Origin of the sequence: Kitasatospora cineracea (assembly GCF_003751605.1) — a bacterium.
GTDB lineage: Bacteria > Actinomycetota > Actinomycetes > Streptomycetales > Streptomycetaceae > Kitasatospora > Kitasatospora cineracea.
Genome location: NZ_RJVJ01000005.1, coordinates 130782 through 152040, shown reverse-complemented (window position 1 = coordinate 152040; position 21259 = coordinate 130782). Strand labels below are relative to the sequence as shown.

Annotated in this window: 23 protein-coding genes and 1 pseudogene; 11 read left to right on the top strand and 13 right to left on the bottom strand. The window is 74.2% G+C overall.

Annotation, left to right across the window (positions count from 1 at the left end; all coding sequences use genetic code 11):
• Positions 1–226: 226 nt before the first annotated feature.
• The 4 genes from EDD39_RS38870 to EDD39_RS38855 form a co-directional block, all read right to left on the bottom strand.
• Positions 227–1168, bottom strand: coding sequence for a hypothetical protein (locus EDD39_RS38870; RefSeq protein ID WP_123564320.1), 942 nt, complete (start codon positions 1166–1168; stop codon positions 227–229).
• On the bottom strand, positions 1165–1995 hold the full coding sequence (locus EDD39_RS38865; protein ID WP_123564319.1) for a hypothetical protein: 831 nt from the start codon (positions 1993–1995) through the stop codon (positions 1165–1167). Before EDD39_RS38865 ends, EDD39_RS38870 begins: the two co-directional genes overlap by 4 nt.
• Positions 1996–2415: 420 nt before the next feature.
• Positions 2416–2742, bottom strand: coding sequence for a DUF2316 family protein (locus EDD39_RS38860; RefSeq protein ID WP_123564318.1), 327 nt, complete (start codon positions 2740–2742; stop codon positions 2416–2418).
• Between the two features lie 56 nt (positions 2743–2798).
• Complete coding sequence (locus EDD39_RS38855) at positions 2799–3182, bottom strand: winged helix-turn-helix transcriptional regulator (protein WP_123564317.1); 384 nt, start codon at positions 3180–3182, stop codon at positions 2799–2801.
• A gap of 99 nt (positions 3183–3281) precedes the next feature.
• Here EDD39_RS38855 and EDD39_RS38850 point away from each other — a divergent pair, with 99 nt between their 5' ends.
• Positions 3282–3962 carry an NADPH-dependent F420 reductase gene (locus tag EDD39_RS38850; protein ID WP_123564316.1) on the top strand — a complete coding sequence of 227 codons (681 nt, stop codon included), beginning with the start codon at positions 3282–3284 and terminating at the stop codon, positions 3960–3962.
• Between the two features lie 50 nt (positions 3963–4012).
• Here EDD39_RS38850 and EDD39_RS38845 read toward each other — a convergent pair whose 3' ends face one another.
• Together EDD39_RS38845 and EDD39_RS38840 are read right to left on the bottom strand one after the other, a co-directional pair.
• Positions 4013–4447 carry a hypothetical protein gene (locus tag EDD39_RS38845; protein ID WP_123564315.1) on the bottom strand — a complete coding sequence of 145 codons (435 nt, stop codon included), beginning with the start codon at positions 4445–4447 and terminating at the stop codon, positions 4013–4015.
• A gap of 43 nt (positions 4448–4490) precedes the next feature.
• Positions 4491–5429: a TIGR01777 family oxidoreductase gene (locus EDD39_RS38840; RefSeq protein ID WP_123564314.1), complete on the bottom strand. Its 939-nt coding sequence runs from the start codon at positions 5427–5429 to the stop codon at positions 4491–4493.
• Positions 5430–5523: 94 nt separating this feature from the next.
• Between EDD39_RS38840 and EDD39_RS38835 the strand changes: the two are divergent.
• The 3 genes and pseudogenes from EDD39_RS38835 (at position 5524) to dmpI (ending at position 7649) form a co-directional block, all read left to right on the top strand.
• Positions 5524–6089 (top strand): annotated as a pseudogene (locus EDD39_RS38835) (SMI1/KNR4 family protein).
• A gap of 285 nt (positions 6090–6374) precedes the next feature.
• A complete protein-coding gene (locus EDD39_RS38830) occupies positions 6375–7364 on the top strand; it encodes a LysR family transcriptional regulator (RefSeq protein ID WP_123564313.1) in 990 nt (329 codons plus the stop codon).
• A gap of 102 nt (positions 7365–7466) precedes the next feature.
• Positions 7467–7649 (top strand): 4-oxalocrotonate tautomerase DmpI, encoded by a 183-nt coding sequence (gene dmpI, locus EDD39_RS38825; protein WP_030463432.1) that lies wholly within the window; start codon positions 7467–7469, stop codon positions 7647–7649.
• A 516-nt stretch (positions 7650–8165) separates the two neighbouring features.
• Here the strand turns inward: dmpI and EDD39_RS38820 are convergent.
• Positions 8166–8702, bottom strand: coding sequence for a P-loop nucleotide/nucleoside kinase family protein (locus tag EDD39_RS38820; protein ID WP_123564312.1), 537 nt, complete (start codon positions 8700–8702; stop codon positions 8166–8168).
• A gap of 141 nt (positions 8703–8843) precedes the next feature.
• Complete coding sequence (locus EDD39_RS38815) at positions 8844–9803, bottom strand: carbohydrate kinase family protein (RefSeq protein ID WP_123564311.1); 960 nt, start codon at positions 9801–9803, stop codon at positions 8844–8846.
• A gap of 384 nt (positions 9804–10187) precedes the next feature.
• On the opposite strand from EDD39_RS38815, the gene EDD39_RS38810 reads away from it, so the two are divergent.
• Positions 10188–12044, top strand: coding sequence for a cellulase family glycosylhydrolase (locus EDD39_RS38810; protein ID WP_123564310.1), 1857 nt, complete (start codon positions 10188–10190; stop codon positions 12042–12044).
• A 131-nt stretch (positions 12045–12175) separates the two neighbouring features.
• Here EDD39_RS38810 and EDD39_RS38805 read toward each other — a convergent pair whose 3' ends face one another.
• Positions 12176–13054, bottom strand: a complete 879-nt coding sequence (locus EDD39_RS38805) for a class I SAM-dependent methyltransferase (protein WP_123564309.1) — start codon at positions 13052–13054, stop codon at positions 12176–12178.
• Between the two features lie 141 nt (positions 13055–13195).
• On the opposite strand from EDD39_RS38805, the gene EDD39_RS38800 reads away from it, so the two are divergent.
• Positions 13196–13630, top strand: a complete 435-nt coding sequence (locus tag EDD39_RS38800; RefSeq protein WP_123564308.1) for a MarR family transcriptional regulator — start codon at positions 13196–13198, stop codon at positions 13628–13630.
• 135 nt (positions 13631–13765) lie between these two features.
• A complete protein-coding gene (locus tag EDD39_RS38795) occupies positions 13766–14122 on the top strand; it encodes a PRC-barrel domain-containing protein (protein WP_123564307.1) in 357 nt (118 codons plus the stop codon).
• Positions 14123–14159: 37 nt separating this feature from the next.
• On the opposite strand, the gene EDD39_RS38790 is transcribed toward EDD39_RS38795, so the two are convergent.
• Together EDD39_RS38790 and EDD39_RS38785 are read right to left on the bottom strand one after the other, a co-directional pair.
• Positions 14160–14555 (bottom strand): SsgA family sporulation/cell division regulator, encoded by a 396-nt coding sequence (locus EDD39_RS38790; protein WP_123564306.1) that lies wholly within the window; start codon positions 14553–14555, stop codon positions 14160–14162.
• A 159-nt stretch (positions 14556–14714) separates the two neighbouring features.
• Positions 14715–15086, bottom strand: coding sequence for an SRPBCC family protein (locus EDD39_RS38785; protein ID WP_123564305.1), 372 nt, complete (start codon positions 15084–15086; stop codon positions 14715–14717).
• A gap of 297 nt (positions 15087–15383) precedes the next feature.
• On the opposite strand from EDD39_RS38785, the gene EDD39_RS38780 reads away from it, so the two are divergent.
• The 3 genes from EDD39_RS38780 to EDD39_RS38770 all read left to right on the top strand — a co-directional run bounded on the left by EDD39_RS38780 (position 15384) and on the right by EDD39_RS38770 (position 17418).
• The gene (locus EDD39_RS38780; RefSeq protein WP_123564304.1) at positions 15384–16316 is read left to right on the top strand and encodes a SigB/SigF/SigG family RNA polymerase sigma factor; all 933 of its coding nucleotides are present in this window, start codon (positions 15384–15386) and stop codon (positions 16314–16316) included.
• A 145-nt stretch (positions 16317–16461) separates the two neighbouring features.
• Positions 16462–16815 carry an STAS domain-containing protein gene (locus tag EDD39_RS38775; protein ID WP_244257546.1) on the top strand — a complete coding sequence of 118 codons (354 nt, stop codon included), beginning with the start codon at positions 16462–16464 and terminating at the stop codon, positions 16813–16815.
• Between the two features lie 135 nt (positions 16816–16950).
• On the top strand, positions 16951–17418 hold the full coding sequence (locus EDD39_RS38770) for an ATP-binding protein (protein ID WP_123564302.1): 468 nt from the start codon (positions 16951–16953) through the stop codon (positions 17416–17418).
• A gap of 162 nt (positions 17419–17580) precedes the next feature.
• Here EDD39_RS38770 and EDD39_RS38765 read toward each other — a convergent pair whose 3' ends face one another.
• Both EDD39_RS38765 and EDD39_RS38760 read right to left on the bottom strand, forming a co-directional pair.
• Positions 17581–17874 (bottom strand): WhiB family transcriptional regulator, encoded by a 294-nt coding sequence (locus tag EDD39_RS38765; RefSeq protein ID WP_123564301.1) that lies wholly within the window; start codon positions 17872–17874, stop codon positions 17581–17583.
• A gap of 796 nt (positions 17875–18670) precedes the next feature.
• Entirely contained in the window at positions 18671–19654 is a 984-nt protein-coding gene (locus EDD39_RS38760; protein WP_244257545.1) for an oxygenase MpaB family protein, read from the bottom strand.
• 214 nt (positions 19655–19868) lie between these two features.
• Between EDD39_RS38760 and EDD39_RS38755 the strand changes: the two genes are divergently transcribed.
• Complete coding sequence (locus EDD39_RS38755) at positions 19869–21215, top strand: hypothetical protein (RefSeq protein WP_148089615.1); 1347 nt, start codon at positions 19869–19871, stop codon at positions 21213–21215.
• Positions 21216–21259 lie beyond the last annotated feature (44 nt).

The following is a 21259-nucleotide window of genomic DNA, read 5'->3' as shown; positions in this document are numbered from 1 at the left end:
TCCCAACAGACCCAGGCGCTCGACGACTTCACCAACACCCCGCGCGACCAGGACCCGAACACCGCCCTCGGCCCCCTCTGCCAGGTCGCCGACCTGCACCACGGGAGCCTGCAGCCCGGCGACACCGTCCTCGCCCCCGGCACCTGGTGGTACTGCTGAACCACCCCCTCCGCCCCCGGGCCCGCACGGATGACCACCGTACGGGCCCGGCGTCCGGTCGGGACGGTCAGTCCGTCCGCACCCATTCCTGACGCCCCGTCAACTCGTATTGTTTCAGCGGGCGTTCACCGCTCCCGCGCGGGGCGCCTTCGAAGACCCCGGCCTCCGCGCCGGGGACGGCGCGCTTGGGTTGCAGGGTCAGGCAGTAGTCCTTGGCGTTGAAGGTCTGGGCGACCACGGTGCTGATGTTGGAGCTGGACGGGCTGGTCACCACGATGTTCCTGACCGTCGTCCCGGTGCCGTCGAGCGACAGCACGCCGACCGTCCGGGTCATCGCACTGAGCATGCCGAACTGCAGTTCCTGGCCGGTGCCGACCTGGAACTTCACCTGGGTGCTCTCGGTGTTGGTGCGCTTCCACTCGTGCGAGTAGGCGGCCTTGAAGGCGAGTTGGAAGGCCGCGGTGGCGGTGAGCTTGAGCTGGGCGGAGCCGGTGGCGCTGCCGCTGACGGTGGTGGTGGTCCCGGTGGTGGTGTCGGTGTTGGGGCCCTTGTCCTTGGGCGCGGTGGTGTCGGTGTGCGAGGTGTCGGTCTTGCTGGAGCCCGCCACCGTGCCGGACACGTTGGTGGTGTTGTCGATCGTGCCCTCGACGGTGGCCGAGCCGGAGATCTCGCCCGCCAGGTTGTCGGTGGCGCTCGACTCCAGCACCACCGTCCGGTACACGGTGATCTTCTTGTTGGTGCAGTTGATGACGCTGTTGCCGACCGAGACCACGGCGGCGGTCCGCTCGACGGCCAGCCCGGGGATGAACCGGAAGCTGCAGCTGTGCTCCTGCCCGCAACTGCGCACCACGGCCGCGGCGTCCGGCAGCGGGGTGTCGCCGTCGAAGGCCTGCGCCACCAGCTCCTCGGCGGCCTGCTGGACCGGCGCCGCCCCGTCCGCGAACGCCGGTCCGGCCGCCGTCCCGCCCACCGTCAGCAGTGCGACGGCCAGCGCCGCGCCCCGCTTCACCGCTTGCTCCAGGTGCCCTCGGGGGTCCGCGCGTACACCGCGTCCGGCACCCGTCCCGGCGGCTGCGGCGCCACCTCCAGCAGGCCCGGTTTCGCCGCCGCCCGGCCCGGCGGGCGCAGCGACAGGCAGACGTCCGGTCGGGCGAAGGTCTGCGCGACGATGGAGCTGCCGGTGGCGATGGACGGGCTGTCCACCACCACGTTCTTGATGAACCGTCCGGTGTGGTCGACCGTCAGGATGCCGACCACCCGGGTGACGGCGTTGACGGCGCCGAACTGGATCTCGTCGTTGGAGGAGACGGTGAACACCACCCGGGTGGTCTCCTTCACGGTGGCCTGCCACTGCTTGGCGTAGGACGCCTGGAAGGCGAGTTCGAAGCCGGCCTTGGCCCCCAGGTGGAGCGCGTTGGAGCCGGCCACGGTGCCGGTGACGCCCGTGGTGTCCTGGAACTTGTCCTGGGTGGTGGGGCCCTTGTCCTTGCTCGGCCCGTACTGGACGGTGCTGTTGGTGGTGTCCGTCGCCAGGCTGCCCTGCGCGGCGGCGGTCACCGTGGTGTCGATGCTGCCGGTGACGGTGGCCTTGCCGGAGATCGAGCCGCTGATGTTGTCGGTGCTGCTGCTGGCCACCGTCAGGCTGCGGTCGATCTCCATGTCGTCGCCGGTGCAGTTGATCGCCGCGTTGCCGACCGAGGCGACGGCGCTGCCGAACAGCCCGACGATCCGGTCCGTCACCCGGAACGTGCAACTGCCGGGCCGGTCGCACTGCGAGGCGACCTCCTCGGGCGAGCCCAACCTGGTGTCGCCGTCGTACGCCTCAGCTGCGGGCATCGGGGGCAGCAGCGCCGCTTCCGGCGACCCGGCCGCGGAAGCCGCGGCCGGGGCAGGGGCGGTGGCCGGGACAGCGGCAGGGGCCGTCCCAGTGCTCACCGCCTCGCTTCCCTCGGCGGCCGCAGCGGGGGCGGCGGCCGGCACCAAGCCACCCAGGACCACCAGCCCGGTCAGTGCGGCCCCGGGCAGCAGAGCCGCATGTCCACTGATCCACCTGACCGTTCGCGTGACCGTTCGCGGGCGTGCGGAACCAACCACGGACGTGCTCCTCACTCGTCGACGACCCCCGTGACCGAGCCGCCCGGGCGGGCACCGGGCCCGCGGACGGCCCCCCGGGCCCATCCTCCGCGAACGGCGGATCGCGGGCGAACGGTCGTCGTCGCAGGTGCGCCATTCGATGGCACGTCACCCGGTGGGACGTCAGGACGCGCCCGCCGACGGCCGGTCAGCCCCGCCGCGGGCTCGCTCGGGCAGCGCGAACCAACGCCCGGCCGCCGCCCGGGCCCGTTCGGTGAGCACGCTGTACGGCACGGGTTCGCGGCCGGCCTCCCGCACCAGGTCCTCCAACTGGTCGCGCACCCGCCGCACACTCGACGGGGCCGCCCCGGTCACTCCCAGGATCCGCTCGAACTCCCGCTCGCCGTAGCCGAGTTCCTCCCGGACGACGCCCGCCGGGATACCGGCCAGCTCCAGATCGGCCCGCAACTCTGCGGCGGTACGGGCACGTTCCCCGTCATGCAACGACATCGCGGTTCTCCTCCGGACAACGGGCGGGCCGGCGATCCGCTCCGTCCGTCCGCACCCTACGCCGCCCCACCGGCCTCCTCGGCCTCCTCGGCCGGCTCCGCCGCCTCCTGCGCGGCCATCACCTCGTCGCCGTGCTCGAAGGCCCACGCGCCGAAGGCGTCGATGGCGGGCAGCAGGGTGCGGCCCAGCGCGGTGAGCCCGTAGGCCACGCCCGGACGGCCGGGGCCCGGCGGGCGGCGGTCGACCAGGCCGTTGTACTGGAGGCGGCGCAGCGTCTCGGTGAGCACCTTGGAGCTGATCCCGCCGATCCGCCCGCGCAGCTCGACGGGTCGCAACGGGCCCTCGCGCAGCGACCAGAGCACGACGGCGTTCCAGGTGTTGGAGAGCAGGTCGAAGGCGAGGCGGGCCCGGCAGTCGGCGAGCAGCGGATCGGTGTTCACGTACCGAATGGTGCCCGACGGCCTCCCTAGGCTCGCATCCGAGGCCCTCACCCTCACGAAGTCACCACCAACAGGCTTGGAACGAACGGGAGTCAGTCGATGCGGATCGGCATTCTGGGCACGGGAAACATGGCGGACGCACTGGGCACCCACTGGGCCCGGGCCGGGCACCGCCTCACCGTCGGCGGCCGCGACCTGGCGGCGGCCCGCCGCGCGGCCGACCGGATCGGCGGCGGGGCCCGGGCCGGCGACCTGCGCGCGGCGGTGACGGACGCCGAAGTCGTGCTGGTGGCCCTGCCGTTCGGCCCGAGCACGGAGGTCGTCCGCGCGCTCGCCGAACCGCTCGCGGGCCGGACCCTGATCGACTGCACCAACCCGGTGGGCCCGGGCTTCCGCCTGCTGACCGGCCAAGGCCCGTCCGCCGCCGAGCAGTTGGCCGCCGCCGCACCGGAGGCCCGGGTGGTGAAGGCGTTCAACCTGTGCCACCAGGACGTCTGGCGGATGCACCCCCCGGTCTTCGACGACCGCCCCCTCGCCGTCCCGCTGTGCGGCGACGACCCCGCGGCCCTGGCCCGAGTCTCCACCCTGGTCGCCGACCTGGGCTGTACCCCGGCCCCGGCCGGCCCCCTCGCCCGGGCCGCCCTGCTGGAGGCCACCGCCGCCCTCTTCATCGGCCTGTGGGTCGACACGGGCACGGACGTCCAGGCGATCGCGCCCCCGCTCACCCACGCCTTCGGACCCGCCACTGCCCCGGCCACCGCACCGCACCCAGCCCGCTGACCGCGCCCGCGGCCTCGGCCACCCCTCGGCCACCTGCTGCGCCCCGGCCGTCACAGGGCGCGCAGCAGGTGGTCCGCCGGGGCGTAGTCGATCTTCCAGTCGGTGTAGACCCCGGTCGCGCCGTCCCGGTGGCAGCGCAGCCCCACCGTCACCCAGCGGACCGCCCCGTCGGCCGTCAGCGTGAAGGCCACCGCGGCCTCGAACTCGTCGCCGCCGCAAGGGCATTCGGCCACCTCCGGGTCGGCCTCCTGCCAGACCTCGGCGCTGTCCGCGAGGAAGGCCCGCCCCTCGCAGCGCACGCACTCCCGTCCGGCGCAGCCCTGGGTGTCGTCCACCCAGACGGTGAACACCCGCCCGCCGCACTCCTCGCACACGCACCCGCCCAGCACCGCCGGGGCGTCCCCGACGGCCTCCCGCAGGTGCGCCGCCAACTCCGCGGAGACGTCCCCGCCCACACCCGCCCGCTGCTGCCGTTCCGCGTCCATGTCCCCATCCTGGCAAAGCCGTCCGACATCCCCCCGACCCCGGTCACGTCCTGCGGCGGGCCACCAGTTCGCGGGCGGCGTCCGCGCAGTGCGGGAAGTCGAAGGCGAAGCCGGCCTCCAGCAGTCGCCCCGGCACCACCCGGCGGCTCTTCAGCAGCAGTTCGGTGTCCGTCCGGAGCGCGAACGCGCCGAGCTCCGCCATCCAGCGGGTGGCGGGCAGGCCCAGCGGCACGCCGTTCGCGCGCCGCAGCTCCCGCATCAACTCCCGGTGCGGCAAAGGGTTCGGGGCCGCCAGGTTGACCGGGCCGGCCAACTCCTCCCGCTCGGCCAGGAAGCGCACCGCCCGGACGAAGTCGTGCTCGTGGATCCAGGACACGTACTGCCGTCCGCCCGCGACCGGCCCGCCCAGGCCGAGCCGGGCCAGCCAGGACAGCACGTCGAAGACCCCGCCCCGGTCCGGGCTGAGGACCATCGCGCTGCGCAGCGCCACCTTCCGGGTGGCGGGCGTCGCGGCCGCCTCCTGCGCGGCCTCCCAGTTCCGGGCGATCCGGACGCTGTACTCCCAGTAGTCGGGGACGTCCGGTTCGCTGCCGCCGACCAGGCCGGTCGCCTCGTCGTTCGGGGCGTCGAAGCGGTGCGCGTACACCGTCGCCGTGCTCATCTGCAGCCAGACCCGGGGCGGACGGGCCGCGGCGGCGATCGCCTCGCCGACCACCCGGGCCGAGTCGACCCGGGAGTCCATCATCTGCCGGAGGTTCTCCGGCGTGTAGCGGCAACTGACGGTCCGGCCGGCCAGGTTGACCACGACGTCGGCCCCGTCCAGCTGCTCGGCCCAGCGGCCGAGGGTCCGACCGTCCCAGGCCGTGTGGTGCGGGGCGGTGGGCGTCCGGGTGAGGATCACCACCTGGTGCCCGTCGGCGCGCAGCGCGCGCTCCAGCATCGTGCCGACCTGCCCGGTCCCGCCGGGGATCACGTACTTCACGGGAAAGAACGTACACCTATCACTGAACGCGTTCAATTCCTTCCCGCCCCGGCCGCCGCCCACCCTGTCCGCCCCGCCTGCTATCCCTGTGCCGGTGAACACCGAACAACCGGACCCGGCCGAACTCGCCACCCTCCGCCGCACCTTCGCCGGCCTCGACGGCGTCGCCGACCCCCTCGGCTGGCCCGCCGTGCACGCCTTCGAGGCCCGGCACGGCGTGGTGCTGCCCGAGCCCTACCGCACCTTCGTCGCCGAGATCGCCGACGGCTCCCGCAGCGGCCCGCCCGACCACGGCCTGATCGGACTCGCCGCCCTCCCCTCCGACTGGGGCACCGGCCGCCCCGCCCGCGAACTCTCCCGCCCTTCCCGCTCACCGCCGCCTGGAACTGGGAGAGCGACGGGGAAACCCCCGAGGAAGAACTCGACACCCTGGTCGAACAGGTCTGCAACGACGGCTCGGTCGTCCTCGGCACCGACGGCTGCGGCATGTACTGGCACCTGATCGTCACCGGCCCCCACCGCGGCCACATCTGGTTCGTCGCCGACGTCGGCGCCACCCCCTTCGGCACCGATTTCGGCCACACCACCGCCCCGGCCGGCTTCGCCGCCTGGGTCACCCACTGGCACACCGGCCGCCCCTGGTTCGACGCGGACGCCTGACGCCCCCTGCCCCGAACACGACCCCCAAAGCGACAGAGCCCACCCCTTCCCACCCAGCACCGCCAACAAGATTTTCGGCTGCAAACATGGCCCCGCCGACAACAGAGCCCGCCCCCTCCCACCCGACTGCGAGCATGCTCCTGTCGGCAACAGGGCCCGCCCCCTCCCGCCCTCCCCACCCAACCTCGGCAACAAAGCCCCCTCCCCACCCCCTCCCACCCGACTGCGAGCATGGTCCTGTCGGCAACAGGGCCGGAATATCGAGATGTCGACCGGGGAGACCGGATGGAGCTACGGCAGCTGCGCTGCTTCGTCGCCGTCGCGGAGGAGTTGCACTTCGGACGCGCCGCCGAGCGGCTGCTGCTCGGCCAGCCCGCCGTGAGCCAGCAAGTGCGGCGGTTGGAGCGCGAGTTGAGGGTCGAGCTGTTCGACCGCTCGCCGCGCCACGTACGGCTGACCCCGGCGGGCGAGCGCTTCCTGCCGGCGGCCCGGAACGTGCTGGCGGCCGAGGACGCGGCCCGCGCCCTCGCCGCCGACCTGGCCGCGCCGACCGTGTTGCGGCTCGGCACCGTCACCGGTCTCGGAGAGCGGCTGGACGACATCCTGGACGCCTACCGCCGACAGGCCCCGACCGTGCGCGTCGAGCTCGACTCGTTCCCCGTCCGGGAGCGGCTGACCCGCCTCGCGGACGGACGGCTCGACGCCGCGTTCGTCCGCGGCACCGTCCCGCACCAGAACCAGGACCCGGACCAGAACCAGAACCAGGACCCGGACCCGGACCAGAACCCGGACCAAGCCCAGGACCAGGCCCCGGACCTGCGCTACCTCCCGCTCTGGCAGGACGAGTTGGTGATCGCCCTGCCCGCCGGGCACCCGCTCGCCGACCGTCCCGAGGTCGACCTCGCCGACCTCGCCGCCCTGCCCCTGCTGCTGACCGAGCGCCGCAACCACCCGACCCTGGTCGACCTGGTGACGGCGGCCTGCGCGGAGGCCGGTTTCCGGCCGCTGCTCGGCCCGCCGCACAGCACCCTGCAGAACACCCTCGCCTCGATCGGCACCGGCGCCCCGATGTGGACGGTGGTGTACGCCGCCAACGCCCGGATGACCAACACCCGCCGGATCGCCTTCCGCCCGTCCCGCACCCCGCTGACCCTGCCGGTGTCGCTCGCCGTCCGGCGCTCCGCCCCGCTGCCCCGGCTGCTCCTCGCCGCCTGCCGCAACCCCACCACCTCCATCACTTCCCCCGCCCCCACCAGCAACGATCAGGATTCGTGATCGCTGCGAGAGCGAATCGGGTCTGGGTGCGGACGGCCGGATCCGGTGGACTGGTGTCGGCCGGAAGGACCGGCCCGCAGGACGGATCACCAGGAGTCGAAGATGCCGATCGTCACCATTCAGCAGGGCCCGCGCCAGGTCGAGCAGAAGCGCGAGCTGGTCGAGCGGATCACCGCGGCCTTCGTGGAGACCCTCGAGTGCCCGGCCGAGAGCGTGCTGGTGTGGATCCAGGAGTACCCGGCCGAGAACTGGGGCAAGGCCGGCAAGCTCACCGCCGACCGGTAGCACCACCGCCCCGGGCGGTGCGCGGTGTCCGAGCACCCGCGCCCGCCCGGGACGGCCGCGCCACGCCGCCTCACTCCCCGGCGGCCGCACCCAGGGCGCCCGCCGCTGGCCCGGCTCCACCTGCTCGCGCCAGTACCGGAAGACCACCCCGGTAACGGTCTCCAACCGCCGGGCGGCGATCAGCCCGGTCTCCGGACCCGCCCCGCCCGCGTCACACTCGAACGCGACCAACACCTCCGGCAGCCCTCCAGCCACCCCGCCCACCCCCACCGTCCCGACCGCCCCGGCCACCCGTTCCACCTCGGCCGCCGTCGCCTCCCGGAACACCGGGTCCATGAAATACTCCGGGCACTGAACGAACACCGGTTCGTGGAAGCGCAGTTCGAGCCCGTGGTGGTACGACAGGTCGAAGTCCGCGCCCAGCACGAACAGCCCCGGCTGCGCGGGCAGCACGTCCCACTCCCACCACGGGCCCTCCGGCAGTTCCGGCACCACCCGCACCACCCGCACCGCTCCTCACCTACCGGGAACCCGTTCCTGGACGATGACGCACTCGCCCTCGCCGACGGGCTCCTCGAAGTCGGCGAAGTAGCGTTCCAGCAGTTCGTCGGAGACGGTGACGCTGTTCGCGTCGTCCCGCTGGTTGCGGTCGGCCAGTCGGCGTCGCAGGGTCACGAGATCGGCCTTGAGGCGGATCAGCTCCCATCGGCACCCGTGGCTCTCGATCGCGGCCTTGTACCGGTCCCGGGTGGCCCGGCTCCAGAAGCTGTAGTCGATGACGGTCGGCAGCTTCGCCTCCAGCAAGCGGATCAGCTTCCCCCACAGCTCCTGCTCGATGGCGGACTTGAGCCGCTCGTACTCCGCCGGGTCGAGGTCGGCCCCGTCGCGCCCGGTGCGCGCCCACACCACCTCGTCGATCGACAGCCGGGTGTAGCCGCGGCGTTCGAGGGCCTGCGCGTAGGTGCTCTTGCCCGAGCCGGGCAGGCCGCACATCATCACGACGAGGCCGCGCTCCGTCCCGTCCAGGTGCGGCAGAAGGTCCGCTTCTTCCATGCGGGCGAGGCTAACGCGCAGGCGGGTGGTCGCGCTCGGGGTTTCCCCGGTGCCGGACTCGCGCCCGCCCGACCGCGCCCCTTCCCCGCCCGACCGCGCCCCTTCCCCGCTTGACCGCGCCCCTTACCCGCCCGCCGGAGGTCAGAGTTCGTCCGCCCAGGGCGGGTTGGCTCCGGCGACGGCGACCGTCCGGGCGGCGACCCGGGCGGCGAAGGTACAGGCGTGCTCCAGGTCCGCAGGGGTGAGGGAGTCGAGGCGGCCGCCGAGGTGGCCCTGGGCGGCGAGCGAGTGGAGCAGGCCGGCGGTGAAGGCGTCGCCCGCACCGACGGTGTCGGCCACCGGTGTCGCGGGGGCGGGGACCCGGATCCGGTGGCCGTCCAGCGAGGCGAGCGCGCCGCGTTCGGCGAGCGTCACCACGACCAGGCGGGCGCCCGCCGCGTGCCAGCGGTCGCAGGCGTCCTCGGGGGCGGTGCCGGGCAGCAGGGTGTGCAGGTCGTCCTCGCTGAGGCGCAGCAGGTCGGCCAGGGCGCACCAGCGGTCGAGCCGCTGCCGGTAGGTGTCGGGGTCGACCAGCAGCGGGCGGACGTTGGGGTCGACGGAGACGGTGGTGTGCGGGCGGGCGGCGGCGAGCAGGTCCTCGATCCGCGGGCCGCCGGGTTCGCGGACCAGGGCGAGCGAGCCGGTGTGCAGGCACACCGAGCCGTCCTGGCGGGCGGTGGCGAGTTCGGTGCCGGTCCACTGCCAGTCGGCGGTGGCCTCGGCGTGGAAGGAGTACTCGGCACGGCCGTCGTCGTCGAGTGCGGCCACGGCCAGGGTGCTGGGTTCGGTGGCGGTGACGGTGCCGGTCAGGTCGACGCCGGAGCCGGCCAGGTGGGCGCGGAAGAGGGCGCCGAACGGGTCGGCGGAGATCCGGCCGACGAACCTGGTGGGCGTGCCGAGCCGGGCCAGGGCGACGGCGGTGTTCGCCGGGCCGCCGCCGGGCAGCACCCGCAGCGCGAGTTCGCCCGGCCGGGCCCCGTCGCGTTCGACGAAGGCGTCGGCGACGCACTCGCCGACCACGGTGATCTGCCGACCCGCCACGGCGATCTGCCGACCTGCCATCGAAACCAGCCTCCCAACAGGGCGAACACACATCCGGCGGTCCGGACTCCATCACCGCGACCCGCCCGTAGTCAACGCGCGGACCGCCGCCCGGGTCACCCCGGCGGCACCGGTCCGGCGCCGATGTACGTTTCAGCGCGCCGGGGTGGACAGCCACCCTCAAGTGGGAGCGCTCCCAAGACTCTTGACGATCCAGCTCCCTGTCTGGCTTCATATGGCAAGCCCGCGCGGGCAGTCAGTGGGAGCGCTCCCGATCTTCCCCCACCACGACCGGCCGCCCCACCCCGTCCGCCCCGCGGGCCGCACAACCGAATATCACGAACGTCTCGGACCACCCCACCCCCACCGGACGCCCCCACCCGCGTCCAGAGAGGAACGAGACCCATGCGCCTCCAGCTGCGCCGGCGCCTGTCGCGCCGATTGGCGGGCTGTGCCGCGGCCCTGGCCGCCGCGCTCGTCACCACGCTCGCCGCCCCGGCGGCCCCCGCGGCCCAGGCCGCCACCACCACCGCCGGCTCCGCCGCCACGGCCGCCGCGTCCACCGCCGGAGCCGGCTACTGGCACACCAGCGGCCGGCAGATCCTGGACGAGGCCGGGAACCCGGTGCGAATCGCGGGCATCAACTGGTTCGGCTTCGAGACCTCCAACTACGTGCCCCACGGCCTGTGGAGCCGCGACTACAAGTCGATGATCGACCAGATGAAGTCGCTGGGCTACAACACCATCCGGATGCCGTACAGCGACGACATCTTCAAGGGCACCACCCCTTCCAGCCTGAACACCTCCGGCGGGATGAACGCCGACCTGGTCGGCCTGAACTCGCTCGGCGTGATGGACAAGCTGGTCAACTACGCGGGCAGCATCGGCATGAAGGTCATCCTGGACCGCCACCGCCCGGACTCCGCCGGGCAGTCGGCGCTCTGGTACACCGCCTCGGTGCCGGAGACGACCTGGCTGGCGAACCTCAAGTCGATCGCCGCCCGGTACGCGAACAACCCCGCCGTGATCGGCATCGACCTGCACAACGAGCCGCACGACCCGGCCTGTTGGGGCTGCGGCGACCAGGCCACCGACTGGCGACTGGCCGCCCAGCGCGGCGGCGAGGCGGTGCTGTCGGCCAACCCGAAGCTGCTGATCTTCGTCGAGGGCGTGCAGAGCTTCAACGGCAGCTCGTACTGGTGGGGCGGCAACCTGCAGGGCGCGGGGCAGTACCCGGTCCAACTGAGCGTCCCCAACCGGGTGGTGTACTCGGCGCACGACTACGCGACCAGCGTGGCGCAGCAGACCTGGTTCTCCGACCCGAGCTTCCCGTCGAACATGCCGGGCGTCTGGGACAAGAACTGGGGCTACCTGTTCAACCAGAACATCGCGCCGGTGTGGGTCGGCGAGTTCGGCACCACGCTCCAATCCACCGTCGACCAGGCGTGGTTGAAGGCGCTGGTGCAGTACCTGCGGCCGACCGCGACGTCCGGCGCGGACTCCTTCCAGTGGACGTTCTGGTCGTGGAACCCCAACTCCGGTGACACCGGCGGCATCCTGAACGACGACTGGACGACGGTCAACACGGTCAAGGACGGCTACCTGGCCTCGGTCAAGGCGCCCGGCTTCGGCTCCTCCACCGGCGGCAACCCGGGCGGCGGCGACGTCCAGGCCCCGTCCGTCCCGGGCGGGTTGGCGGTCGGCGCCACCACGGCGAGCAGCGTGTCGCTGTCCTGGACGGCGTCCACCGACGACACCGCGGTCACCGGCTACGACGTGTACCGCAACGGCACGAAGGTCGGCTCGTCGACCGGAACCTCCTACACCGACAGCGGGTTGAGCGCGGCGACGGCGTACAGCTACACCGTCCGGGCGAAGGACGCGGCGGGCAACGTCTCGGCGGCCTCGGCCGCGGTGACGGCGACCACCGCGACGGCCGGCGGCGGGACGAACGCCGGGTGCTCGGCGGCGGTCAGCCTGAACGACTGGGGCAGCGGCCTGACCGCGACGGTCACGGTGACCAACACCGGCACCACGGCCGCCAAGGGCTGGCAGGTCTCCTGGACGTGGCCCACCAGCCTGCAGATCAGCAGCAGTTGGAGCACGAACGTGACCCGCAGCGGGCAGACCGTCACCGCGACGAACCTGCCCTACAACGGGGCGCTGGCCCCGGCGGCGTCCACCTCGTTCGGCGTCCAGGCGACCCGGACCGACGCCTCGGCCGCGGCCACCGCGACGGCGGTGTGCACCGCCACCTCCTGACCGGCTCCCCGCAACAGGCCGTCCACCGCCGACCGGTCCCTCCGGTCGGCGGTGGACGCGTTCGCGTAAACGCGTTCGTGCGGTGGACGCGTTCGCGCGGCGGATGCGTTCGCGCGGCGGAACGGGACGGTTCAGCCGGTGCGGCGGGCCTCGAGGAAGCCGGAGCCGTCGAAGCTCCCGGTGGACGGCAGTCGGCGTCCGAGCGCGTCGGCGAGCGCGGTGATGGCGGTGTACTCGGTCCGCCAGCCGTGGGCGTCCAGCCAGTCGGCGGTGCCGGCGCCGAGGCCGCCGCGCCACAGCGCGGTCATCTCGGCGAGCGGCCCCTCGGCGGTGACCTGCGAGACGTCGCGGCCCTGCTCGGTCAGCAACCGGCTGCCGGGGGCGGAGAGTTCGCCGACGGTGGTGAGCAGCCGCTCGGCCTGGCCGGCCTCCAGGTAGACCAGCAGTCCCTCGGCCAGCCAGGCGGTGGGCTGCCCGGGGTCGAAGCCGGCCGCGACCAGTCGGTCCGCCCAGTCGGGGTCGGCCAGGTCGGCGGGCAGCGCGGTGCGGGCGCAGGCCGCGGCGGCTCCCTGCTCGTCGAGGACCTCCTGCTTGAAGTCGAGGACGGGCGGCAGGTCGACCTCGAACAGCCGGGTGCCGGTCGGCCAGGCCAGCCGGTAGGCGCGGGTGTCGAGCCCGGCGGCGAGCAGCACCACCTGGCCGGCGCCGGCGGCGAGCAGCCGGTCGTCGTAGAAGCGGGTCCGCATGATGCCCCGGGCCACCAGCCACTGGGCGAGCGGCCCGGCCGGTCCGGCGGTGGGCATCGGGGTGCCGGAGGCCGCGATGAACGCCAGGGCGTAGGGGTCGGTGAACAGCGGGTCCGGCCGGCTGCTCTCGTAGGCCCGGACCCGGGCCACCGAGAGCGCGGTGCGCGAGACGGGGCTCAACCGGGCGGCCCGGGGCGCGTCGGGGCCCGGGCCTGGGCCGGGTTCGGGTTCGGGTTCGGGTTCCGCGGGCTCGTTCGTCGTCATGCCCGCCAAACTACATCGCCACAGATACATCTGTGAAGATGCATCTGTGGCGGCAGATGACGTCGGCGCCCAGGACATCGGCCCCAGTACATCAGTCCTGATGCATCAGCACCGATGCAGTGGCGCGCTAGCCTGTCCGCCATGGACGGCGTACGACTTCTGCGACTGGGCAAGCGGCTGACCGAGCTGGGCCGCGCGATGGTCACCGAGCACGCCTCGGCGACGCTCACGCCGGGCGAGATCGCGGTGGTCTCCGACGTGTACCAGCACCCGGGCAGCTCGGTGCAGGACATCCGGGTCCGCACCGGCTTCGCCCAGAGCCACGTCTCCACCTCGGTGGCCCGGCTGCGCGAACGCGGCCTGCTGGACGCCGAGCCCGACCCCGCCGACGGCCGCCGCACCCTGCTGTCCGTCTCCACAACCGCCCGCGACTACGTCCGCGCCCGGGCCGCCCGCCCCGCCGAACCGCTCCTCGCCGCGGCCCTGCCCGACCCCGCCCAGGCCCGGCGGGCCGCCGAACTGCTCGACGAACTCGCCGCCCTGCTGCTCCCCGCCCCGCCACCGCCCGCCCCCTGACCCGGCCCGCACCGGCCCGGCCGATCAGGGCAACGACGCGGCCGCCGGACGGGCGGGCCCCGCCACCGTCGGTGAGCATGGAACGGACCGAACGCCCATCGGGTCCGAGCCCAGCCCAGCCCACGGAGGCCGTGAATGATCCAGATCGCCGACATCCGGGAGTGGCGCAGCCACGACGTGGTCGACCAGGACGGCAAGAAGATCGGCAGCCTGGAGAACATCTACGTCGACACCGCCACCGACGAACCGTCCTTCGCCACCGTGACGATCGGCCTGCCCGGCCGGCACCGCCTGGTGTTCGTGCCGATCGCGGACGCGGTGGCCGGCCCCGGCTACCTGCGGGTGCCGTTCAACCGCGGCGACGTGAAGAACGCCCCGTCCATCGGCACCGACGATGTGCTCACCGCCGAACAGGAGCCCGAGGTCTTCGCCCACTACCACCTCGACTACGTCACCGGCGCGGGCGGCGAACGCCGCCTGGCCCGCCGCTGAACACCGCAGGCGGGCCCGGGCGGGAGTCCGGCCCGCCTCAGGCCGACAGCAGCCCGGCCAGCCCGCCGTCCCAGTCGATCCGCTCCGACTCGCGGCCCAGCGGCACCGCCTCGGCGGTGGCGGCCAGGAACGCCGCGAGTTCGGCGCGCCCGACGGCGAGCACCACCGCGGCGGCCCCGTGCCCGAGCACCAGGCCCAGGCAGTCGCCGTCGAGCGGCGCGCAGCGGATGTCGCCCTCCCCGACCGGCCCGTGCAGCGCGGCCAGCAGCGTCTCCCGGGACAGCACCCAGCTGGCCCCGGCGGCGCGCGGGCCGAAGTCGAGGCGCACCGCGTACGGGTCGTCGGGCAGGTAGCGCCAGTCGGTGTCGAGGGCGACGGCGCTGCCGTCGGGGGCGAGCAGGTGCAGGACGAGCTGCTCGGTGACGGGGCCCATGGCGGTGCTCCCTTCCGGGTCGTTTCCGTGGTGCACGGGCGGTTCGGACGGTTCGGGGGTCGGGGCAGGTCGAGCGGTTCCAGCACGTCCGGCGGTTCCAGCGCCTCCGGTGGTTCCAGCGAGTCCGGCGGGTCGGGCGAGCTGGGCGGGTCGGGCGGTTCAGGCGGCGAGGTGCTGCCGGTGGTCCTCGACGTGGGCCTTGAAGGCGGCGAGCTCGTCGATGACCCGGCGGTCGGTGAAGCCGAGGCCCTCGACCAGGTGGTCCCACAGGCCGTGCGGTTCGGTGTCGAGCTGGAGCATCAGCCGGGTGGCGTGGTCGGTGACCCGGTGGAAGGTGACGACTCCGGAGTGTCCGGGCAGGTCGGGACCGCCGCTCCAGGCGATCCGGTCGGGCGGCAGCACTTCGGTCGCGGTGGCGCCGCGGTCGGCCCCGCCGCGCATGCAGGCGGGCAGCGACGAGCGGGTGGTCCACTCGCGGTAGACGGTGCCGATCGGCGCGTCGATCTCGATGGATTCCTCGATCCGGCCCATGGGTGTTCCCTCCTCCTCCGAAACATCCGGAACGCAGCGAACGTCCCGGACATCCCGGAACATCCTGTAGCGTCCGGAGCGCGGTCGCCGGGTGCGGTCCGCGTCCGGGGCCCGTCTGCCCCGCCCGCTGCCGTGCATGCACGTTCGAGCGCACCGTTCGCCGAACCCGTCACCCGGAAACCGCCCCGGAACCACCCGGGCGTAGTCTTCACAAGATGTCCACACGGGTGGCAGGCATGACCGGCGATTGCCCGGGTACCCGGGGACGGACCGGCCGGAGACGAGGAAAGGACTGGCATGCGCGTGCCCACTGATGAACTTCTCCTGATCGCCCCCACCGAGGCTGCCTCCGACCAGCTCGGAGCGCCCTCCGCCGTACCGGCCCCCAGGGCCGCCGCGGCGGACATCCGCCTCCCGGGGCTCGACCCGGAGCTGGCGGGGCTGCTCGCCGACCCGGCCCACACCACGCCCGCCGACGCCCGCGAGCTGACCCGGGTACTGCTGCGGCGGCTGGCCGACCTGGAGGAGGGCACCCGGGAGTTCAGCTACGTCCGCTCCACCCTGATCGAGCTGAACCTGACCCTGGTCCGGTTCGCCATCCGCCGCTTCGGGCACAGCAAGGAGCCGTACGAGGACCTGCTGCAGGTCGGCTCGGTCGGCCTGATCAAGGCGATCGACCGGTTCGACCCGCACCTCGGCGTCGAGTTCACCACGTACGCGGTGCCCACCATCGTCGGCGAGATACGGCGCCACTTCCGGGACACCACCTGGTCGGTGCACGTGCCGCGCCGCCTGCAGGAGCTGCGCCTGGACCTGGCGAAGGCGCAGGACGCGCTGGCCCAGACCCTGGACCGGGAGCCGACCGTCGCCGACCTCGCCGAGCACCTCTCGATCTCCGAGGAGGAGGTGATCGAGGGACTGACCGCGGCGAACGCACACACCGCGGGCTCCCTCGACCTGACCTCCCCGGGCGAGGGCGACGGGCAGCAGCCCGCCGAGCGGCTCGGCCGGGTGGACGGGCGGTTCGCGCTGGTGGAGAACCTGGTGGCGCTGAAGCCGCTGATCGCCCAGCTCCCGGAGCGGGATCGGGAGATCCTGGCGATGCGGTTCGGCGAGGACCTCACCCAGTCGCAGATCGGCGCCCGCCTCGGCCTGTCCCAGATGCACGTGTCCCGGCTGCTGTCCCGGACGCTGGCCCGGCTGCGCACCGGTCTGGACGCGACGGACTGACAGCCCGTCGATTCTCGTTGCTGCGACGGCTTCCGCCGTCCGCACCTCCCGCACCGGGCACCCCCGTCTCGACCGCCGTGCCCGTCGGTGCGTAAGGTCGAGGCAGGTCGGTCGAAGGAACAGGACGAGGATGCCAGCCGAGAACATGCCCGTAGCCCCTCTGGCGGTCGACGTCCGGCGCACGCCCTCCAGAGCCGCCGTGTGCGCGCTCTCAGGCGACCTGGACATCGAAACCCTGGCCCCCGCCCGGGAAGCGCTCGACCTGCTGGTCGCCGAGCGCCCCCGTGCGCTGGTCATCGATCTCGGACGGGTCGACTTCTGCGACTCGTCCGGGTTGAACCTGCTGCTCCAAACCAGGATGGCCGCCGCCGACGAGGGGCTGTCCTTCCACCTGGCGGCGCTCTCCGGGCCGGTCCGGCACCTGCTCGAACTGACCGGCGCGAAGGCCGTGTTCACCATCCACGAGACGGTGGACGCGGCCCTCGCGGCGGACGGCTGACCGGCCGCCGTGCCTTCAGCCACCAGCCGTACCCGCACACCGTCGGCCGCACCGGGAATAATCCGGGCACGGCCGGGAAACCGACCCGTGAGAGCAGACCGTGAGAGCGTCGTCGAGAACGAAGGGAACCCGCACGTGACACCGAGCCGGGGCACCCTGGACGGCGACCGCCCGGACGCCGGGTCGGCGCTGCCCCCCGGGGGGCAGCGCCGACGCCTGCGACTGGCGGGCGTCCCGCGCCCGGTCGCCCGGGCCCGGGCGTTCACCGCGGAGGCGCTGGGCGACTGGTCCTGGGCGGCGCCGCCCGACCCGGACCTCGCCGAGGACGTCGTCCTGCTGGTCGCCGAACTGGTCGGCAACGCGATGCTGCACGCCGGCGGCCCGCTCGAACTGGTCCTCGACGCGACGCCCGAGCGGCTGCGGATCGAGGTCTCCGACACCTCCGAGGTGCTGCCCACGCTGCGCACCCCGCACCGCCCCGGCCTGCCCGGCGGACACGGCCTGTACATCGTGCAGCGCACCGCCGACCGCTGGGGAGCGGACCTGCACGCGCAGGGCAAGTCCATCTGGGCGGAGATCGACGTCACCCGGCTGCTCGCGTAGCCGTCGGCCGGACGGCCTTCCGGCCTTCAGCCGTACCCCGCGCACGACGGAGGCGGTCCCCGTACCTTCCGGGGACCGCCTCCGTCGTGTCGCCACGCTCTCCGCGCCGTGCCGCGCCCTGCGCGCCGCGCCCGTACGCGGTCAGCGGTCAGCGGTCAGCGGTCAGCGGACGCGGTTGCGCCGGCGGCGGCGCAACATGCTGCGCCGCTCCTCCTCGGTGTAGCCGCCCCAGACGCCGTAGCGTTCGCGGGCGGCCAGCGCGTGCCGCAGGCAGCGTTCGCGGACGGGGCAGCGCGCACAGACGGCCTTGGCGGCGCGGTCGCGGTCTTCGTGGGCCTGGCCGCGCTCTCCGGCCGGGTGGAAGAACAGCTGGGAGTCGGCGGCGCGGCAGGCGCCGGCGAACTGCCAGTCCCACTCCTCCTCGATGGCGCCGGGCAGGCGCGAGATCACGGTCATCGGGTGCTCCTTCCGTCGGACGGTCCGATCAGCGGTGGAACAGCCGGTCGGATGAACGGATGTTCTGTCCGTCTAACCGCGATCCGTCGACCGAAGCCCCCGTCCCGACCGGAAGCGCCCGTTCCCACCGGAAGCACCCGTTCCTCCGGGGGCGTCCTGCCCGGCGCGGCCGCTCAGCCCTCCTCGGGCTCGGGCGGTGAGGAGACCGGCACGGCGAACTCGGGGCCGTCCTCGGGGACTTCTCGCTCTCGTCCGGCGGCGGCGAGCCCTCGGCGGTCATCCGGGCCTCCGGGGTCTCGGTGGGCGGCCACTCGTCGGCCGGCGCGCCTTCGTGGGTCCCGTGCGTGTGCTGCTGCGACATGCTCTCTCCCTCGGCTTCGTCTCGGTCCCCCTCTTCTCTCCATCCTGGCCCCCGCGACGCACCACCGCCCCACCCGCAGCCCGGCGGCCACCGGCGTGTCGGGGCGGGACAAGCGGGCGGGTTCCTGGACGGGCGGGTGTCGGCTGGCAGGTTCGGCGGGGACGGGGCACGGTGGTGGGACGGGGGGTGTCGTGCACCGCCGCGAGAGGAGAGGCCATGTCGTCGAAGCGCCGCCGCAAGAAGAAGGCCCGCGCGAGGCGCGGAGCGAACCACCGCCGTCGGCCCCAGTGCTGACCGCGGGACGCCCCGCCCCCGCCGTCGACCACTGACGACGCCGAAGCGGCCGCCGCACCGGAACCCCAGCCCCGGTGCGGCGGCCGCTTCACCGTGTCCGGCGCCGCCGGTCCCGCCGCCCTCGTCGCCCCCGCTGCCTGCTCAGCCGCGCGCGGCGCCCGCCCGGGCGGTCGGGGTGCCGGCGGCGCGGGCCGTCGCGGCGGCTCGGATCGGGGACAGGCCGCACGCCCAGACCATGACCGCGCCGAGCAGCCGGGCCAGCGGCCGGTCCCAGAGCCGGCGCACGGCCCAGGGGCGGTGGATGCCGAGGCCGCGGCGGGCCCAGCCGGGCAGCAGGCCGACGGCCGCGTTGGTGAGGACCCGGACGGCGAGGCGTTCGCGCCGGGTGCGGCCGAAGTCGCGCAGCAGGGCGACGGCCTCCAGCGCCTCCGGGGTGGCCCGCAGCGCGCCGCGCACCCCGGCCAGGTAGCGGGCGAGTCCGGCGCGCGAGACGGGAACGCCGTCCGCGCCCAGGAGTTGGCCGATCTGGGCGACCTCGGCGAGATAGTCGTCGCGCTCCGGCCCGCTCAACCTCCCGTGCCCGGCGAAGACTTGGTAGCCGGCCAGGAAGCAGGCGGCCTCCGCGGTGTGCACCCAGCACAGCAGGTCGGGGTCGTCGGCCCGGTACGGGCGGCCCTCGGCGTCCCGGCCGCGGACGTGGCCGTGGATGCGGCGCACGCCCGCGATCGCGGCCTCGGCCGCGGCGGAGGAGCCGAGCGTGGTGGTGGAGACGAAGCGGGCGGTGCGGTGCAGCCGGCCGACCGGGTCGGTGCGGTAGTCGGAGTGCTCGGCCACGGCGCGCATCGCCACGGGGTGCAGCGACTGCAGCATCAGCGCGGCGAACCCGCCGACCAGCATCCCGGCCGGGTGCGCGTGCACCCGCCACACCACGCTGGCGGGCCCGAACAGCCCGGGGTCGCCGACCGGCCGGTCGTAGCGCTCCAGGTGCAGGTCGGCACCGTGCACCGTGGAGTTGATCTCCCGCAGCAGTCGGCGGCGCACCGCCTCCACCGGCCGCCGCCACCCGGCGCCCGGTGCGATCCGTCCGGCCGCCACCCGCCCGTCCGCGACCCGTCCGTCCGTCATCCCGCACCGCCGTTCCCCGGTCCGCCCCGGCCGCGCTCCGGCCGCTCGCCGCCACCCTACGTCGGGGCGGTGCCCGGGCGGGACGGTCCGGGCGGGACGGAAAGCGCCGGAGGGCGGGACGAAAACGGGGCTGACAGTTCGCCGATCGGCGGCTACGATCACCGACGATGACTACGTATGGATTGGGGGTCCCGTCCTGCCGAAGTGAGTGCTGATGCACGACACTTCCCTCCTGGACGAGGACACTCGGAACAGTTTCTGGTCGCGCGTGCGGCGTTTCGCCGTCCCCCCGACCATGATCGAGACCGCCACCGCCCGCCGTGTGCTGGGCGATTGGGGCGGGGCCTGCGCGGCGGCCGGCTGCGATCCGGAGTTCGAGCTGCGCGCCGTCTCCCGCACGTACGGGGCGGAGCTGGCCGGACGGCTCCGGGCCGACCTGCGGCAGCTGGCCCCGGACCTGCTGCGCTGGCACCTGCCCCGGACGGCACCCGACGGGCTGCTGCGGCCCGGGCTGACGCTGACCCTGGCGCGCTACCCGCGCGACGGGGACGCGGCTCCGCTGCACCTGGTGGCCCGGACGGCACCCGGCCACGCGGCGGCGGCCCAGCGCGTCGGGCTCGCGCTGTGGGACGCCGACGCCCGCCCACCCGGGCGGCCCCGGTCCCGCCCCGACCCGCGCTTCCGCCTGGACCTGCACCGGCACCTCTGGAACGCCCGCCGCACCCCCGAACTCGCCGACCGCACCGCCGACCTGACGGACAGTCAGTTCGCCGATGCGGCATGGGAGTTCGAGGCCGCGCTGCTGCGCGCGGCGGACGGCCTGCCCGCCGGAGCCCCCGTCGCGGTACGGCTCGCCCACCGGCGGTACCTGCTGCTCGGCGCACCCCCGGACACGCCGCCGCAGGTGCCGCGCCTCCCGCCCGGCCACCTGGTCCTGCCGGACGCCGCGACGTGGACGCCGCCCGACCTGCTGCTGCTCCGCACGGGGCTGCTCGGGCCGGACGCGCTGCACCCGCTGGTGGCCGCCGCACTCGTCCCCGGTCACCGGCCCGCCCAGGACTCCGGAGCCGAACGACCAGACAGCGAAGGGGTGTTGACGGTGCAGTGCCGGGGTGTGCCGCACCGGATCGCGGTGGTCGACGGGGTACTCGTCCCGCTCGACCACGACCCGGAGCAGCTGCGGCGCGAGGAGGCCCTGGCGGCGTTCGGCGGCCCGCCGCTGCCCTGCCTGCGGGCGATCGACCGCGCGCACCGGCAGCCGGAGGACCTGGACAGCATCCGGCAGCGCCTGCTGCACGGCGACCGGGCCGGAGCGCTCGCCGCCGTGCGCCAACTCATCGGCCCGGACGCCGTCCTGCGCGACGGAGCACTCTCCGAAGCCCTGGACGACGACACCCGCCGGCGCCTGGTCGGCGGCCTGCACACGGTCGGTCTCGGCCCCGGCGACAGCCGCTTCCACGCCATTCCCGTTCCCCTGCCCCACACCCCGCGCCCGCACGGCCGCACCCACCGCCAACGCCTCCGGCCGCCCCGCCCGCTGCGGCACCTCTGGCGGCACTGACCGCGCGCCGACCACCCCCGTCGGCGGAGCCGCACCGCGGCCCC